This is a genomic window from Aquibacillus albus, from assembly GCF_016908325.1.
Taxonomy (GTDB): Bacteria; Bacillota; Bacilli; order Bacillales; family Amphibacillaceae; genus Aquibacillus_A; species Aquibacillus_A albus.
On the sequence record NZ_JAFBDR010000001.1, the window covers coordinates 48,673 to 65,000 of the forward strand.

Sequence of the window (16,328 nt, forward strand, 5' to 3'; positions counted from 1 at the left end):
TTCAGGAAGATTTTGGGACCCTTGTTTTATGTTGGATGTATGGATAATTTTTGTATAATACAGTGTTTAAGAATGCTTCTTTTTGTTCAGAAATAACAAACTGAAATACTAGTTTTTCTTCAACATCAAAAAACTCAGCTTGACTACCATCAAAAAGATGCACGATGAAAACTTTGTTATACTTATCATAACTCACTTTTTCAAATGACGATAAGTTCCATAGTTCTCGATTAAAGGTAGCTATTTTCAACATAAACACTCTCCTTAAAATTTTCCATATTTTCTATTTGGATATATATGCTCGATATCCTTCTAATATGTCAAAACTAGAATAAGTTCGACAAAAAAGGAAGGTTTTTTTTCGTACCAGCGAATCATTGGTTACGAGGCTTTAAAATAGTATAATATAACAGTAAGCTTATAAGGGAGGAGCTAATACTAATATGTCAGAAGATTATCGTACATACACACGTGTTGATCGATTTGAGAAAAAAAGAAAAAGTACACAAGCAATTTCTTGGTTGCTAGTAGTTAGTGGATTATTGGTAATTCTATTTATAAGTTTATTTTTCTTAGGCTCTGAGGATGATCAACAGGTTCAAGATGCTAGTGGTAACATCAAAACTGGGAATGAAGAAGAACAAAGGGATGAAGAACCAGCAACGGAAACGGAAGCGGAAGTAGATGGATCAACTGATGATCGTTCTAATAATGAAGAAGACACTGAACCTAATCAGGAGGAAAATCAGGTCGAACAAGTGCCATCAGAGGATGAAAATGTTGAAGAAGCATATACGGGAGACTGGCAACCTGTTGGAACGACACAGGATGAACCACATGTAATTACGTTTGAGCAAGAATCAGTAGACTGGATAGAAATGATGAAAGCAGTTGAGCTTGCTACAGGACTATCTTCTGATAATCGAATTGAATGGTGGGTTGAACGTGCTGGCGATCAAAAAGTAATAGCAACCGTTACTAATAATTCTCAGACAGAAATATATCGAGTATATGTTTCATGGGTAGAAAATCAAGGTTGGATGCCAACAAAAGTAGAGGAATTGAAGGAGAATGATCAAAAGGAACGATTTGAAGATGATGAATAACGACAAACATCATGATAGGACTTAATTGGAGGGGCTTTTAGATGACTATTGGAATCATTGGAGCAATGGATGAGGAAGTTAAACTTTTATTAGAAAGTATTCATGTTGAAGATGAGAAAGAAATAGCTGGATGTCAATTTACTAGTGGGACACTACATGGAAAACATGTCGTTGTACTCAAATCTGGTATAGGTAAAGTGAATGCTGCAATGGCAACTACAATTCTTCATGAACGATATAAGCCTGATCAAATTATTAATACAGGATCAGCCGGTGGTTTTGCTAAACAGTTAGAGGTAGGAGATCTAGTAATTTCAACAGAAGTAACACATCACGATGTGGATGTAACGGCGTTTGATTACGATTATGGACAAGTTCCGGGAATGCCAGCAACTTATAAAGCAGATGAAACGCTTGTTCATTTAACAGTTCAAGCAATTAATCATATGAATGAAGTGAATGTTGCAAAAGGTTTGATTGCAACAGGGGATTCATTTATGCAAGATGAAAATAGAGTGAAACGAACACGTGAAAGGTTTCCTTCTATGCTGGCTGCTGAAATGGAGGCAGCTGCAATTGCGCAAGTTTGCTATCAATATAAAACGCCATTTGTTATCATACGATCACTGTCTGATATTGCAGGAAAACAATCTTCTGTTTCATTTGAAGCTTTTTTAGAAAAGGCAGCTACGAATGCAGCTAATCTAATCATAAACGTCGTGAGAGCTTTATAACTTAACGATTATTTAATTGCAAATTAATGGGATGTAACTATTCTGGTCGATATACGCTATATTTCCATCAATTTCTTTCCTTTTTTATCCTGGCTATATGATATGATGCATATAGAGGTGAGGGGAAAAATGAATGGAGCTTCTACAAAACTAAAACAAAAAATAGAAGATTATAGTAGGTTTCTAGTTACTTTAATTATTTTAAGTATATATTTTTATTTAGGAATGATTATTACACTAATTATTGAGCCATCTGATAAAGGGTATCTATTAATCGTTTTAATGCTAGGAAGTCTGTCTATCGCAGGCTGGTTTAGTTATCTAATTAATAAATGGCGTAAAAAGCTAAATGAAGGGATAGAGCAATAAAACCTCTGATTAACTATCAATCAGAGGTTTTGTTTAGCTATCGTAATTATTATAAGTGGTTGATTGCATGTTAATTTTAGCGATAAGCCAATTTTTAAACATTACATATAATTTAAATAATAGTAACCTCCACCTAAAATTAGAAGTAATACGATACCGACTATAAATAATCCAAATCCTAAGCCACTTCCATAACCAGAACCGTAATAAGGTCCATAAGCTGGCCCGTAGCCATAGGCATTATTCCAACCATAATCAATTGTGTTATCATAACCCATGTACTGATTATAATCATCTCCATAAGATGTTAATGGATAATTTGCTGGTTGATAACTCCAATATGGCATAAGAATTCACCCGCCTTTGGTTTTTATTATAGTCTATGTTAAATAGGTAAGGTGTGTATAGGTGAATGTCATTGCATTATTCAGATTGCTTCTCTTTTTTGTAGTACTCATGAAATACTTTCATAAGTGCTCGTTTTTCAATTCTAGAAACATAGCTTCTTGAAATGTTTAGTTTTTTGGCGATTTCTCTTTGTGTCAAATCGTCTTCTTCACCAAGTCCATATCTTGCAACAATCACTTCCTTTTCTCGTTCATCCAGAATATCTAAGTATTCTGTTATTTTTGCAACTTCCATGTTTAATTGAATGTATTCAATAATATCTTCGTTTTCTGCTTGGAGAATGTCGATTAAGCTGATTTCATTCCCCTCTTTATCCTGACCAATGGGATCATGGAGCGACACATCTTTTTTCGTCTTTTTTAAAGCACGCAAATGCATCAATATTTCATTTTCAATACATCTTGCTGCATAAGTAGCCAGTTTTGTTCCTTTACCACTAGAAAAGCTTTCAATTCCTTTTATTAAACCAATCGTACCAATTGATATTAAGTCTTCCGTATCCTCGCCTGTATTCTCAAATTTTTTTACAATGTGGGCGACTAAGCGCAGATTGTGCTCAATTAAAATATCTCTTGCGTGACTATCTCCATTTTGCATCTTTTCAATATATTTTGCTTCTTCTTCTGATGATAACGGCTGAGGAAAGGCATGATTTTTCACATAGGAAACAAAAAATAGAGTCTCTTTAATAAGTAAAGCAAGTGCGCTTAGAATTGACAAAACACATGCACCTCCTGCTGTTTGGGCTAAAGCCTATACAATACTTTATGTGTAAAAGGAGGAAATGTGCCTGTCCAAAAGAAATTCGTGTTAAAAATACTTACAACAAATTTAATGAAAATAAAAACTCCTACACGAAAGTTAACGTGAGGAGTTTCATTATTAATGTTCTTTTTTGGACTCGAATGACTCAGCATAGGCATCTTTTAATTGATGTCTGGACCAAGGTTTAATACCACTTCGATGTGCAGCTTTACCAATTACATGACCAGAAACAGGAGCTGTTAGTAGAACAAAAATCATCCCTAAGATTAATTTACCACTTACAATCTCATGTTCTACATAAAGAAAAATAAAGGCACCAATCATGATTCCTGATACGCCTAATGTGGCTGCTTTAGTAGCAGCATGTAATCGCGTAAATACATCGGGGAATCGTAATATACCGATAGAAGTGGATAGAATAAAAAAGGTGCCCACTATTAAACAGATAATGACAATGAAATTAAATAATACATCAATCCAAGTCTCTATCAATGACAACACCCATTTCTAAGTATTTTGAAAATGCAACTGTTCCAATAAACAATAAAATTCCAATGAGTAATATAACATCATTTAATCGAGTCGTAAGGAGTAAAATGGCCACTAATCCAGCTAGTGCCATTAAGTTGATACCTATGGCATCTAAGGCGACAGCGCGATCAGGATTAGTAGGTCCAACTATAACACGATACATTAAAAGAATAATTGATATGGAGATAACGACCATGCAAATAATCGTTACAACTTGCACGATTTGTTCAGAAGTATTAACAAAAGAATTCATCGAGTCACCTCCATAATTGCTTTCTCAAAAGTATTTTTAATGGATGAAATAGTCTCTTCGACATCTCCAATATCGACAGCATGAATGTAAAGGATCGAGTGATCGTCTGAAACAGCGACTGTCAGTGTGCCAGGAGTTAACGTAATTAGGTTAGCAAGTAGAGTAATTTCCCAGTTACTTTTCAAGTCTGTTGGAAGTGCGAGAATGCCAGGTTCAAAATCCTGCTTTCGATTAAATACCAACTTTATGATATTGATGTTCGACAAAATTAATTCTTTTATAAATAAGACAATGAGTCGAAATACCTTTCCTACCCGTTTCATATAAAAGGAACCAGGAATAAACCGTTGCAACATAAGTAATAATAATATTCCAATGATATACCCTGAAATGAATGTAGGAAATTCGTAACTCTCACTTAAAAACATCCACATAATCGCGATAATAATGTTTATTAAAATCTGAAAAGGCATAAGCTTTACTCCTTTAATACAGCTTCAATGTATATTTCTGGATTTAGCAAGTAATTTGCAATGCTTGCACCACTTGGGTAGAACAGTTCAGCACCAACACCAAGTAGAATAGAGAAACATAATAAAAATGCTATTGGAATGGTTAACTTTCTAGCTGTTTTTTTATGAACAGTTAAACTGTCGTCTCGTTCTCCCCAGAACCCTCTAATAAAGATCCGCATGACAGAAGTTAAAATTAATAGACTACATAGTAACCCAACAATTGCAATTATTATTTCTCCTTCTGAGAATGCTCCTTGCAGCAGCAACAGTTTTCCTATAAAACCACTAAATGGCGGTATTCCTGCTAAGACAATTCCTGAAACAAAAAGTAGCCAACCTAATAGTGGATAATGGTGAATGAGTCCTTTCATTTTTCTGAGATCGGAGGTTCCCGCTAAATAAGCAATAGCACCTACAATTAAGAACAAAACAGCTTTGATAATCATGTCGTGAACTAAGTAATAAACGGTGCCGCTAATCGATGCCTCATTAAAAACTCCAATACCCATTAACATGAAACCAACTGCTGGGATAATGTTATATGCAATAATTAATTTTATATTATTGGTAGATAGCGCACCAATAACTCCAAAAACTAAGGTGAGGCCGGCAATCCAAATAAAGAAATTATGAGTGAATGATGGATTGTGTCCAAAAATTAAGGTGAATACTCGTAAGATCGAATAGATTCCTACTTTGGTCAATAATGCACCAAACAGGGCTGAAACAACAGGATTTGGTACAATATAAGGCTTTGGTAACCAATAGTACAAGGGAAATAAAGCCGCTTTTGTTCCGAAAACAAAGAATAGCAGAATTCCAATCGTTGTTAATACACCCTGTTGGTCAACTTCTTGTACCCTCTGTGCAATTTGAGCCATATTAATTGTTCCAACAACTGAATATAAGAAAGCAATGGTTGTTACAAATAGCATAGAAGAGAACAAATTAATTAGTATGTACTTTAATGACTCTCGCAATTGGACCTTTTCGCCACCAAGAACAATTAACGCATACGAGGCCATCAATAGTACTTCAAAAAATACAAAGAGGTTAAACAAATCTCCTGTAATGAAGGCCCCAGAAACACCCGCAATTAGTAACAAGAAAAAAGTATAGAAATAAAATTCCTCTTGTTTTTGACTGAGTGAATGTTGGGCATAAAAGACAGCTGCTACTGCAATGATATTTGTTGTTAGTACGAGTGTCATGGATAACATATCTGCTACTAGGATGATCCCAAATGGAGCATCCCATCCACCAGATTCGAGAACAACAGGTCCATTGTTATAAACGTAGGTAATAATAAAACCTACAACGAATAGGTTTATGATTGAAACTAGCTTTGCTACGGATCGTACCAATGGTAGCTTTTTATGGAAAAAAGCAAGAATTATACTTGATATTAACGGAATGACAATTGGCAATACTGCTAAGTTACTCATTTTCGTTACCCCTCAATAAATCCATATTATCTGTTTCGTTTTCCTTAGCCGCTCGATAGGCAAGCACTAATAATAAGCTTGTTACTCCAAAACTTATAACAATAGAAGTTAAGATAAGTGCTTGCGGAAGCGGGTCCGTATATTGATCAACATGATACTCTAAAATTGGCGGTGCTCCTCGTTTTAACTTTCCCATTGTTAATATGAACAAGTGGGCACCATGGGAGATTAGTGCAGTTCCTATAATGATTCGAAGCAATTGCTTTTGTAGTAAGTTATAAACTCCGGTTGTAAATAGTACGCCCGAAAGGATGGACATGATGATTTCCATTACTCAGCCTCCTTATTGTAACGTAGCTTAACTAATCCATAAATAGCTAATGCAGCGATTCCTAGTACGACGATTTCAAATAAGGTATCAATTCCACGAAAATCAACAAGAATGACGTTAACGATGTTGTAGCCCCCACCAAGTTCTTTTGAATTTTCGACAAAGTAATTGGAAATTGGTTGAAACCATTTACTGCTATGAGAAGAAACCGCAACTAGTGTCATTAGAAGACCAAACCCAATGGATATGATTCCGTTTGTTGTCTTAAAACCAATTGATTCATCTCTAGGCTGTAATTCTGGTAAATGATAAAAACACAACAAAAACAATGCTAATGTTATTGTTTCGACAACTAACTGTGTTAAGGCTAAATCTGGTGCACGATAAAGAATAAATAATAGTGATAAACCATAACCAACAACACCTAAAATTAAAATGGCTGCTACTTTATTTCTTGTGAATATCGTAAATACTGCAGCGATAGCCATTACTAGTGCTACAATCACTTCAGTAATTGAAAAATCAGCTAAGTCATTTGTATGAAATGCAAAACCATTGGTTGAAATCATCGTAATAAATGTAAATAGGATAATGGAACCGATGATCAAAATTACATATCTCCGTAGCGAATCATTCATATAACTATTTGTAATTTTAGCTGAATAAGTTTCCAAACCTTCTACAAATCGATCATACACTTTATTAAAGCTTAATTGACCAGGAATAAATAAGTAAATGTCGGTCCATTTTTTTCGGTAGATATATAATCCAGCTCCAAATATTACAACAATTAAAGACATATACAATGGTGGAATAAAACCGTGCCAAAATACGATGTGTTTATGAACTTCTTTGCCACTTATTGCTTCTGCTGTATGAGCTATAAATGACTCGTTTACAAGGTTTGGAAATAAACCAATCACGATTACTCCTAAAATTAAAATAGCTGGCGAGATAAGCATTCCAATTGGCGCTTCATGTGGTTTTACAGGAAGTTGATCAAGATGTTTTTCTCCAGTGAACGTTCCAAAAACTAAATACATCGAATATACGAATGTGAAAATACTACCCAGAACTGCTAAATACGGAATAGCTTGTCTAAGCAAGTCTGCGGCTAAAAGTGTAGGCTCGTTGAGTCCAAGACTGACATCGAAAAACATTTCCTTACTATAGAAACCATTAAGAAATGGCAGTGGAACTCCAGCCATAGAAAATGCACCAAAAAAGGCAAGTGTGGCTGATATTGGCATTAGCGTCATCAATCCGCCCAGTTTTCGAATATCCCTCGTACCTGTTTCGTGGTCGACAATTCCAGCAATCATGAACAGGCTACCTTTGAACGTTGCGTGATTAAGAATATGAAATGCTGCAGCGAAAATAGCTGCTTTTGTACCAAATCCAAGCATGGCCATGATCATACCTAATTGACTAATGGTTGAAAATGCAAGGATCCCTTTTAAATCTGTTTGTCTCACTGCCATGTAGGAGCCCCAGCACAATGTTAGTATTCCAATACCACTTACGATTAGGAAAAACCATTCGCTCGTATTAAAAATTGGTGAAAATCTTGCAATTAGAAAAATACCTGCTTTAACCATTGTTGCAGAATGTAAATACGCACTAACTGGAGTAGGTGCTTCCATAGCATCTGGGAGCCATATGTGAAAAGGGAACTGTGCAGATTTCGTAAAGGCACCTAAGAAAATAAACGCCATTATTAGTGAAAAATATGGGCTGTTTAATATAACATCTGTTTGTGCAATCATTTCTTGAATACTTGTCGTTCCGGTAATAACTGTAAGTAAGATTAGACCACCAAGTAAACTCAATCCGCCAAATACAGTAATAAGCATTGACTTTAACGCACCATATCGGGACCCTTCTCTATGGTGCCAATAACCAATTAATAAAAAGGATGAGATGGATGTTAACTCCCAGAATCCATAAAGTACAAATACGTTATCAGAGAGAACAACACCAAGCATCGCAGACATAAACATCAACAAATATACATAGAAAGCTCCAAGTCGTTCTGATTTATGTAAGTAAAAGATAGAGTATAAGGTGACTAGCGCTCCTATACCACTAATAAGAAGAACAAAAAGAAGACTGAGGCCGTCTAAGTAAAAATCTAATGAAATATCAAGCGATGGGATCCAATTGAATGAAGTATAAACCGGTTTAAATTCACTTCCTATAAACGGAATAAAAAATAAGAAAATAATGAAAGGAATAAGTAGAACGAAAATTCCAGTGTGAATTTTATCTTTATATTTGCTTAAGATTGGAACGAAGCAAGCAAATAGTAATGGGATAAAGATGGCAAATATCATCTAATGATGTCCTCCTTTTAAATGGTGAAATAAATAAATATTCACATCATATACATTGTTATCAAAAATAGCATGATTATTCAACTAATAACCTGTTCAATGAGCCATAATACTATCATAGCAGAAAACAAAAAACTCTCGCCACGATTAAAAGTGACAAGAGTTCGACAATTTTTATACATTTTCTCTATCATTTGATTACTTGAATTAGTTGGTAGAATAGATAATTTCATGAGTGAGAGAACGTCTTTCAATTTCCTTTTCGATTAAATGAATAAAATCCTGACTTAATCCTAATTCGTTTGCTTTAAAATACGATTCAATTAACAATTCATCTGATAAATGTTCCATAAAAGTGGCCCCTCCTGTATTGGAAGTTTACTTCCTATACAACTTTTGGAATTACGTGACATTACGTGTCTAATAAGTTAATAACACTTTATCACGAAAGAGTAAGTCGGACAACCGCATAGTTATCTACAGTTCCCTGTATATAACTTGTTAGTAAACTGGTAATTTTGATAGATTTTATTGATTTATCAATGTGGATTTTGTGTATAAAGTTATCCACAGGATAAATTTTGTAGTAATTTGTCGAACGTTTTATTCATAAAAAGAATGGATCTTTGCATATAATTGGTATTTATCGCTTTATTTCACTTTAAGGAAAGAATATAAATTTTTGTGAGAGTGGATATGTCTATCTCAGCACATTATCAAAAATTTTGAAAGACACGAAATAATTGTATATGATGGGATAGGAGAAAAGGATCGGAATAAGTTATTAGAGGTGAAGTTTCTTTGTTTAAAAAATTTCTTCCAAATGAACACGTAAAAAGTATATTTGAAATAACTCCTGAGAAATTAAAAGAGAAGGGAATTAAAGGAATTATAACAGATTTAGATAACACCCTTGTCGCATGGGATGTAAGAGATGCCACACCAGAAATTATTCAATGGTTTAAATTAATGGAAGATAGTGATATTAAAGTAACAATTATATCTAATAATAAGGAAGAAAGAGTTAAAATATTTTCTCAACCGTTAAATACACCTTTTGTTTACAGTGCACGTAAACCACTCGCACTGGCGTTCAATAAAGCGGCAAAGGATATGAAGTTAGCTAAAAATGAAATTGTTGTGATAGGTGATCAGTTGCTAACGGATGTATTAGGTGGTAATCGTGCAGGTTTTTATACGATGTTGGTCGTTCCTATTGTAGAAACTGATGGAAAAATCACACAAGTGAATCGATATGTAGAAAGAAGAATACTTAATTGGATGAGAAAGAAAGGGATGGTTACTTGGGAGGAACAAAAGTAAATGAATTATATTGTCAAGGTTGTGGTATCACCATTCAAAGTGAATACGAAGACCAACCAGGATATGTGCCAACTTCGGCATTAAATAAGGAACAAGTTATTTGTAAGAGATGTTTTCGTTTAAAGCATTATAATGAAGTACAGGATGTATCATTTACGGATGACGATTTTTTAAAAATGATTAGTCAAATTAGAAATACAAAAGGCTTAATTATTAAATTAGTCGATCTTTTTGATTTTAATGGAAGTTTTATTACTAGCTTACAAAGGTTAACAGGAGAAAATCAAATTTTACTTGTAGGAAATAAAGTGGACTTGCTTCCAAAGTCTACGAACAAAAATAAATTAAAGAACTGGATGAAACAAGCATCTAAAGAGCTAGGTCTTACCATTCAAGATGTGTTTCTTATATCTGCAACAAAAGGTATTGGGATGGAAGCATTACAAGCAGCGATTGAGGATTTTCGAGAAGGTAAGGATGTATATGTGGTTGGAAGTACGAATGTTGGCAAGTCAACGTTTATTAACCGGTTAATCAGCACCTCTACCGGGATAGAGGATGCAATAACAACATCATATTTTCCCGGTACAACGTTAGGATTTATTGACATTCCATTAGATAAGAAAGCTTCTTTGTACGACACACCTGGGGTAATTAATCGCCATCAAATGGTACATTATATGTCAGAAAAAGATTTAAAGATTATTACACCCAAAAAGGAAATTAAACCAAGGGTATATCAATTAAACGAAAATCAAACATTATTTGTTGGGGGAATGGCAAGGTTTGATTTTGAAAAAGGGGAACGTCAGTCCTTTGTGTGTTATTTTGCAAATGAACTTCCTATTCATCGAACAAAGCTTGAGAATGCAACTGACCTTTATGAAAGACACGTAGGTGAGATGTTAAGTCCACCTAATGAGGCAACGCTAGAAATGTTGCCTCCACTTGAATCAAAAACAATTCGAATCAAAGAGGGAAAAACAGATATCGTGTTTCCAGGATTAGGATGGATCACTGTAACAGATGGAGATATAACAATAACAGTCCATAGTCCAAAAGGAGTACCAATATCTGTCCGAAATTCGTTCATTTAAGGGGGAGAAATAAATGGGGTTGTCCTTAGGGTTAATTGGTTATCCGATCAATCATTCACTTTCTCCATGGATTCATCATCAATTTATGGAAAAGCTAGGCTTAGAGGGTGAATATGTTTTATATGAAACAAGTAGTGATCAATTAAAAAAAACGGTTTATCAATTAATGAACAAACAGGTAGATGGTTTTAATATTACCGTACCATATAAGCAAGATATCATTCCATTATTAGATGAGTTACATCCAGATGCAGAAAAAATTGGTGCCGTTAATACGGTTGTTAAGGAGTCTGGAAAGTGGACAGGCTACAATACAGATGGACAAGGGTATGTTCGGTCAGTTAAAACAGAATTTCCTGAATTATTCACAAGTAAAAGTAAAGTACTGATTTTAGGAGCAGGAGGGGCTGCTAGAGGCATTTATCGTGCCTTAGTTCAAGAGCCTTTTTCAACAATAGATATTGCTAACCGCACATTAAAAAAAGCAGAGAGCTTTATTCCATTAAAAGAGGATCATGTTTCTACTGATGTTTTATCTTTTTCCGAGGCAGAGGAGAATTTATATAAATATGATTATATTGTTCAGACCACTTCGGTTGGGATGAAGCCAAATATAAATGATAAAGTATTATCTTTACGAAAGTTAAAGCCAAAGACGGTTGTTAGTGATATCGTTTATCAGCCGTTAATGACAACTTTATTAAAGGACGCGATAGACCGGGGTGGTCGTATTCACCAAGGGCATGCCATGTTACTTTATCAAGCACAATTAGCTTTTGAAATATGGACCAATAAACGTCCACCATTGGATGATACGCTTATAAAACTAGAAGAAAGATTGCGAGGTAATTCATAACATGTTAACGGGTAAACAAAAACGATATTTACGTTCACAGGCACATCATTTAAATGCTATCTTTCAGGTTGGAAAAACAGGGGTAAATGAAAATATGATTCAACAAATTGATGATGTTTTAGAAAAAAGGGAACTAATTAAAATAAGTGTTTTACAGAACTGTTTAGAAGATAAAGAAGAAGTTGCGCAAACATTAACAGAAGCTACAAGTGCAAATCTTGTGCAAGTCATTGGTAACACGATTGTATTGTATCGTGAATCATCAGAAGATAAGCGAATTGAATTGCCAAATTAAAAACCTGTACAAGAGTAATGAATAAGGGAGATACAGAGGTACGTACTTACAGGGAAAAGGAGAAGGTTATGAAAAAAATTGGATTGTTGGGGGGTACCTTTGATCCTCCTCATAATGGCCATTTATTAATAGCCGAAGAAGTTTATCATTCGTTAGGACTCGATGAAGTTTGGTTTATTCCATCCTATGAACCACCACATAAGGAGAAGTCACAAACTCCTGTTCATCTAAGGGTCGAAATGTTAGAAAACGCAATAATGGATAACGATCATTTTTTTATTAACGCTATTGAAATTGAACGTAAAGGAAAATCCTACACGATTGATACGATAAAATACTTAAAAGAGCAATACTCAGATTTCACATTTTATTTTATTATTGGAGCGGATATGGTTGAATATTTACCAAAGTGGCATAACATCGATGACTTAATTGAAATCATTCAGTTTGTAGGTGTAAAAAGAACTGATTTTCAATTAAATTCTAAATATCCAATAAAAGAAGTGAATATACCTGTAATGGAGATATCTTCAACTATGATAAGAGACCGTGTATCACAAGGAAAATCGATTAAATATTTAGTACCTGATAAAGTATTAGATATCATAAGGGAGAATCAACTATATGGATCGATATGAAGCACTATCAATAGTTGAACCACATCTAAAGAAATCACGATTTGAACACACGAAACGTGTTGTAGATACAGCTATTGAATTAGCCGATTTTTATGGTGAAGATACCAAAAAAGCGGAGCTTGCAGCTGTTTTCCACGATTATTGTAAATATCGTGATATAAAAGAAATGGAGCAATGGATACGGACTGAAGATTTACCGAAAAATTTGTTATCTTTTCACCAAGAATTATGGCACGCCCCTGTTGGAGCCCTGTTAGCAGAACGTGAATTAGGGATCGATGACAAGGATATCCTAGGTGCGATTCGTTGGCATACAACTGGAAAAGCCGGTATGACTAAATTGGAAAAGATTATTTTTCTTGCTGATTATATTGAGCCAGGACGTGATTTTCCAGGTGTGGACAGAGTTAGAGATCAAGCAAAAATTAATTTGAATCTTGCTTGTTTCTTGGCATCTAAAAACACAATTGAATTTTTAATGAGCAAAAACCAACCTGTTTATCCGGATACATTTTATGCATATAATGATTTATTAATACAAGTAAAGGAAAACCTTAATGGAGGGAAGAATTGAATGAATAGTAAACAACTAGCAGAACTTTCAGCGAAAGCTTGTGATGACAAAAGAGGGGAAGACATTGTCATATTAGATATGCAAAATGTCTCACTAATCGCTGACTATTTTGTTATATGTCAAGGAACAAATGAAAGACAGGTTCAAGCAATTGCAAGAGAAGTGAAAGAACAAGCAGATCTTAATGAAATAGATGTAAAGCGGTTAGAGGGATTTGAACAAGCTAGATGGGTCCTTATTGATTTAGGTGATGTTGTTTGTCATGTCTTTCATAAAGATGAACGAAACTATTATAATATTGAACGTTTATGGGGAGATGCTCCACATGTAGATGTCAGTATAAATCAAGAGGGTTGATGAAATGTCTTATTCAAAAATGGCTTATGTGTATGATGCCCTAATGCAAGATGCTCCTTATGATCAATGGGAAAACTTTGCGATCAAGATGATTCGAGAATATGGAAGTACTGTTCAACATATGGCCGATTTAGGTTGTGGGACAGGTGAGATAACAAGAAGGCTTAGTAATAAGGGGTTTCGTATGATTGGAATTGATTATTCCGAAGATATGTTAGCTTATGCTCAGCAATCAACAGCAATTGCCCAACCAATTCAATGGTTTCACCAGGATATAAGAGAGCTTCAAGGCTTTCATCATAATCAATTAGATGCAGTTATTAGCTTCTGTGATGTTATCAATTACCTTACAACTAGGGAAGAAATCCAACAAGTGTTTCAGCATGTAAATCATATGCTGAAAGAGGATGGTTTGTTTTTATTTGATATTCATTCGCTTAATCATATCGAGGAAAATCTTAAAGGGCAAACCTTTGCTGAAATTTATGATGACATTTCGTATGTTTGGCTTTGCCAACCTGGAGAAAATAGTGGGGAAGTGTATCACGATTTGACATTTTTTGTACTAGATGACCAGCAGTATGAACGCTTTGATGAAACCCATCATCAGAGAACTTTTGCAACTCAAGTATATGAAGATTTATTAAACCAAGCAGGATTTGATTGTTTAAACCTATGCTACGATTTTAATTGTAATAGAGAAAACAAACCACAGAAGAGCGAACGGGTTTTTTTCGTATGTAAAAAAAATCGAGGTAGCTAAATTAGCACCTCGATTAATATTAGTATTAGAAGCAGGAATTTTTATAAATTTGTCGAATGTATTTTTAACCGTCTAACATTTGTTTGCTAATTTTTTCAATATCCTCTCGATACTTGTCATGGGTAGCATGGATTAATTCGTGAAATAGTCCCCCTAGAGAACCTTCTAACGCTTTTATCCCTTCACCCGTAACACCACCTTTAACACAAACCTTTTCAATTAATTGAGGCAATGTATAATGGCCATCTTCTAGTAATTTCCCAAATCCAATAAACATTTTTTCTGTTAGATCTGAAGCAATCTCTTCACTAATCTGGGTTTCTTCAGATGCAGTCTTAATAAATTGTTCCGCAAGAAACCCAAAAAATGCTGGCCCACAACAAGCGATATCTGAAGCCATTCTAGTAACATTATCCTCGATTAATTGTGCAGAAGAATATAGGCGGCTACTTTGTAGTAAATACCCCTTCATTTCCTTACTGATTTGATTTCCAAAGGTTATTAATGTAATTCCTGATAATGATCTACTGGTAATACTCGGAATCATACGTGCAACCTGGCATGGGACTAATGATTCCAATCGGCTTACAGAATAAGGACTTGTAATGGAAACAATACAATGATCCTTTCTTAAATAGTGATATATATCAACTAATAGAGGGTGAATTTCTAGGGGCTTTACACAAATAAAGATAATATCTACGTGTTCAATTAATTCATGAATATCTTCACAAACGCGGATGCCTGGATAACGTTCTTGTATCGTATAAGCTTTATTAATCGTTCGGTTAATAATAAATAATTGTTCTTGTTCTATAACGTTGGAAGACATCCATGCATCGATTAAGATTTCACCCATGTTACCAGTACCAATTACTCCCCATTTCAATGTACTCCCTCCCGACATATGTTATACATTCCATCTTATGTTCTTATTTCAAATCTTATGAGAAAGGAAGTGAATTATTTTATGTTAGGGTTGAAAAATAACTGGATTTTTTTAATTGTCATTGGATTTCTTATTTTTATTATCCTATTTCACCTTACAAATAAAACCAATAATCATACTATAAATGAAATCCCAGATGAACTACTTCCTTCTTCCAATCAGGAAAATATTAATCATAAGGAAGATATTCCATCACAAACAATTATTTTTGTTGATATAAAAGGAGCAGTTAAATACCCAGGTGTTTATGAAGTAGATCCTGAAAAAAGAGTTAGAGATTTAATTGATTTAGCTGGTGGGTTTACAAATAATGCAGATATTAACTCAGTAAATCTCGCCCAAAAAATATATGATGAAATGGTTATTTTTGTTCCAGAAGAGGGACAAGCTGTTGTCCAAAACGAATTTATCGGAAGTCAAAAAATAGAAAAAATAAGAGTGAATAATGCAACAGAAGAAGAAATAGCTAAGTTAGATGGAATAGGGGACGTCAAAGCAAAAGCGATTGTAGAATTTCGAGATACATACGGCTATTTTAAGGATATCAATGATCTTTTATCTGTCTCTGGCATTGGAGAAAAAACGTTAGAAAAAATTCGTGATCAAATCCAAGTTCCTTAGGACGTTGACGCTATATAAGTACAAACGGTAAACTTAAATATAATCTGAAGAAAAGGTGAGTGTCA

Annotated in this window: 23 protein-coding genes; 12 read left to right on the plus strand and 11 right to left on the minus strand. The window is 34.4% G+C overall.

Features of this window, described 5'->3' with window-relative positions; genetic code table 11:
* Position 1: 1 nt before the first annotated feature.
* Positions 2–253: a hypothetical protein gene (locus JOC48_RS00240; RefSeq protein WP_204497034.1), complete on the minus strand. Its 252-nt coding sequence runs from the start codon at positions 251–253 to the stop codon at positions 2–4.
* 190 nt (positions 254–443) lie between these two features.
* Here JOC48_RS00240 and JOC48_RS00245 point away from each other — a divergent pair, with 190 nt between their 5' ends.
* From JOC48_RS00245 to JOC48_RS00255, 3 genes are all read left to right on the plus strand, one after another.
* Positions 444–1,106 (plus strand): YrrS family protein, encoded by a 663-nt coding sequence (locus JOC48_RS00245; protein ID WP_204497035.1) that lies wholly within the window; start codon positions 444–446, stop codon positions 1,104–1,106.
* Between the two features lie 41 nt (positions 1,107–1,147).
* Complete coding sequence (mtnN, locus tag JOC48_RS00250) at positions 1,148–1,840, plus strand: 5'-methylthioadenosine/S-adenosylhomocysteine nucleosidase (RefSeq protein WP_204497036.1); 693 nt, start codon at positions 1,148–1,150, stop codon at positions 1,838–1,840.
* Between the two features lie 129 nt (positions 1,841–1,969).
* Positions 1,970–2,209, plus strand: coding sequence for a YrhC family protein (locus JOC48_RS00255; RefSeq protein ID WP_204497037.1), 240 nt, complete (start codon positions 1,970–1,972; stop codon positions 2,207–2,209).
* A gap of 101 nt (positions 2,210–2,310) precedes the next feature.
* Here the strand turns inward: JOC48_RS00255 and JOC48_RS00260 are convergent, their stop codons facing one another.
* The 9 genes from JOC48_RS00260 to sda form a co-directional block, all read right to left on the minus strand.
* Entirely contained in the window at positions 2,311–2,556 is a 246-nt protein-coding gene (locus tag JOC48_RS00260; RefSeq protein ID WP_239584103.1) for a hypothetical protein, read from the minus strand.
* A 76-nt stretch (positions 2,557–2,632) separates the two neighbouring features.
* The gene (gene sigK / locus JOC48_RS00265; protein WP_204497038.1) at positions 2,633–3,337 is read right to left on the minus strand and encodes an RNA polymerase sporulation sigma factor SigK; all 705 of its coding nucleotides are present in this window, start codon (positions 3,335–3,337) and stop codon (positions 2,633–2,635) included.
* Between the two features lie 162 nt (positions 3,338–3,499).
* Positions 3,500–3,874 (minus strand): monovalent cation/H(+) antiporter subunit G, encoded by a 375-nt coding sequence (gene mnhG / locus JOC48_RS00270; protein WP_204497039.1) that lies wholly within the window; start codon positions 3,872–3,874, stop codon positions 3,500–3,502.
* On the minus strand, positions 3,855–4,109 hold the full coding sequence (locus JOC48_RS00275; protein WP_420829202.1) for a Na(+)/H(+) antiporter subunit F1: 255 nt from the start codon (positions 4,107–4,109) through the stop codon (positions 3,855–3,857). The genes mnhG and JOC48_RS00275 overlap by 20 nt, the downstream gene beginning before the upstream one ends.
* Before the next feature lie 53 nt (positions 4,110–4,162).
* The gene (locus tag JOC48_RS00280; protein ID WP_204497041.1) at positions 4,163–4,639 is read right to left on the minus strand and encodes a Na+/H+ antiporter subunit E; all 477 of its coding nucleotides are present in this window, start codon (positions 4,637–4,639) and stop codon (positions 4,163–4,165) included.
* A gap of 5 nt (positions 4,640–4,644) precedes the next feature.
* Positions 4,645–6,126 carry a Na+/H+ antiporter subunit D gene (locus JOC48_RS00285; protein ID WP_204497042.1) on the minus strand — a complete coding sequence of 494 codons (1,482 nt, stop codon included), beginning with the start codon at positions 6,124–6,126 and terminating at the stop codon, positions 4,645–4,647.
* Positions 6,119–6,457: a Na(+)/H(+) antiporter subunit C gene (locus tag JOC48_RS00290; protein ID WP_204497043.1), complete on the minus strand. Its 339-nt coding sequence runs from the start codon at positions 6,455–6,457 to the stop codon at positions 6,119–6,121. The genes JOC48_RS00285 and JOC48_RS00290 overlap by 8 nt, the downstream gene beginning before the upstream one ends.
* Complete coding sequence (locus JOC48_RS00295) at positions 6,457–8,790, minus strand: Na+/H+ antiporter subunit A (protein WP_204497044.1); 2,334 nt, start codon at positions 8,788–8,790, stop codon at positions 6,457–6,459. Before JOC48_RS00295 ends, JOC48_RS00290 begins: the two co-directional genes overlap by 1 nt.
* Positions 8,791–8,997: 207 nt before the next feature.
* Entirely contained in the window at positions 8,998–9,141 is a 144-nt protein-coding gene (sda, locus tag JOC48_RS00300; protein WP_204497045.1) for a sporulation histidine kinase inhibitor Sda, read from the minus strand.
* Positions 9,142–9,573: 432 nt separating this feature from the next.
* Here sda and JOC48_RS00305 point away from each other — a divergent pair, with 432 nt between their 5' ends.
* The 8 genes from JOC48_RS00305 (at position 9,574) to JOC48_RS00340 (ending at position 14,693) form a co-directional block, all read left to right on the plus strand.
* Positions 9,574–10,113 (plus strand): YqeG family HAD IIIA-type phosphatase, encoded by a 540-nt coding sequence (locus JOC48_RS00305; RefSeq protein ID WP_338024214.1) that lies wholly within the window; start codon positions 9,574–9,576, stop codon positions 10,111–10,113.
* The gene (yqeH, locus tag JOC48_RS00310; protein WP_239584104.1) at positions 10,068–11,210 is read left to right on the plus strand and encodes a ribosome biogenesis GTPase YqeH; all 1,143 of its coding nucleotides are present in this window, start codon (positions 10,068–10,070) and stop codon (positions 11,208–11,210) included. The genes JOC48_RS00305 and yqeH overlap by 46 nt, the downstream gene beginning before the upstream one ends.
* Before the next feature lie 13 nt (positions 11,211–11,223).
* Positions 11,224–12,066, plus strand: a complete 843-nt coding sequence (aroE, locus tag JOC48_RS00315) for a shikimate dehydrogenase (protein ID WP_204497047.1) — start codon at positions 11,224–11,226, stop codon at positions 12,064–12,066.
* Between the two features lies 1 nt (position 12,067).
* Positions 12,068–12,361, plus strand: a complete 294-nt coding sequence (yhbY, locus tag JOC48_RS00320; protein ID WP_204497048.1) for a ribosome assembly RNA-binding protein YhbY — start codon at positions 12,068–12,070, stop codon at positions 12,359–12,361.
* A gap of 68 nt (positions 12,362–12,429) precedes the next feature.
* Entirely contained in the window at positions 12,430–12,999 is a 570-nt protein-coding gene (locus JOC48_RS00325) for a nicotinate-nucleotide adenylyltransferase (protein WP_204497049.1), read from the plus strand.
* Positions 12,986–13,573, plus strand: coding sequence for a bis(5'-nucleosyl)-tetraphosphatase (symmetrical) YqeK (yqeK, locus tag JOC48_RS00330; protein WP_204497050.1), 588 nt, complete (start codon positions 12,986–12,988; stop codon positions 13,571–13,573). The genes JOC48_RS00325 and yqeK overlap by 14 nt, the downstream gene beginning before the upstream one ends.
* Positions 13,574–13,930: a ribosome silencing factor gene (rsfS, locus tag JOC48_RS00335; RefSeq protein ID WP_204497051.1), complete on the plus strand. Its 357-nt coding sequence runs from the start codon at positions 13,574–13,576 to the stop codon at positions 13,928–13,930.
* 4 nt (positions 13,931–13,934) lie between these two features.
* Positions 13,935–14,693: a class I SAM-dependent DNA methyltransferase gene (locus JOC48_RS00340; RefSeq protein WP_204497052.1), complete on the plus strand. Its 759-nt coding sequence runs from the start codon at positions 13,935–13,937 to the stop codon at positions 14,691–14,693.
* A gap of 64 nt (positions 14,694–14,757) precedes the next feature.
* Here the strand turns inward: JOC48_RS00340 and comER are convergent, their stop codons facing one another.
* Positions 14,758–15,582, minus strand: a complete 825-nt coding sequence (comER, locus tag JOC48_RS00345) for a late competence protein ComER (protein ID WP_204497053.1) — start codon at positions 15,580–15,582, stop codon at positions 14,758–14,760.
* A 90-nt stretch (positions 15,583–15,672) separates the two neighbouring features.
* Here comER and JOC48_RS00350 point away from each other — a divergent pair, with 90 nt between their 5' ends.
* Positions 15,673–16,263: a helix-hairpin-helix domain-containing protein gene (locus JOC48_RS00350; protein WP_204497054.1), complete on the plus strand. Its 591-nt coding sequence runs from the start codon at positions 15,673–15,675 to the stop codon at positions 16,261–16,263.
* Positions 16,264–16,328 lie beyond the last annotated feature (65 nt).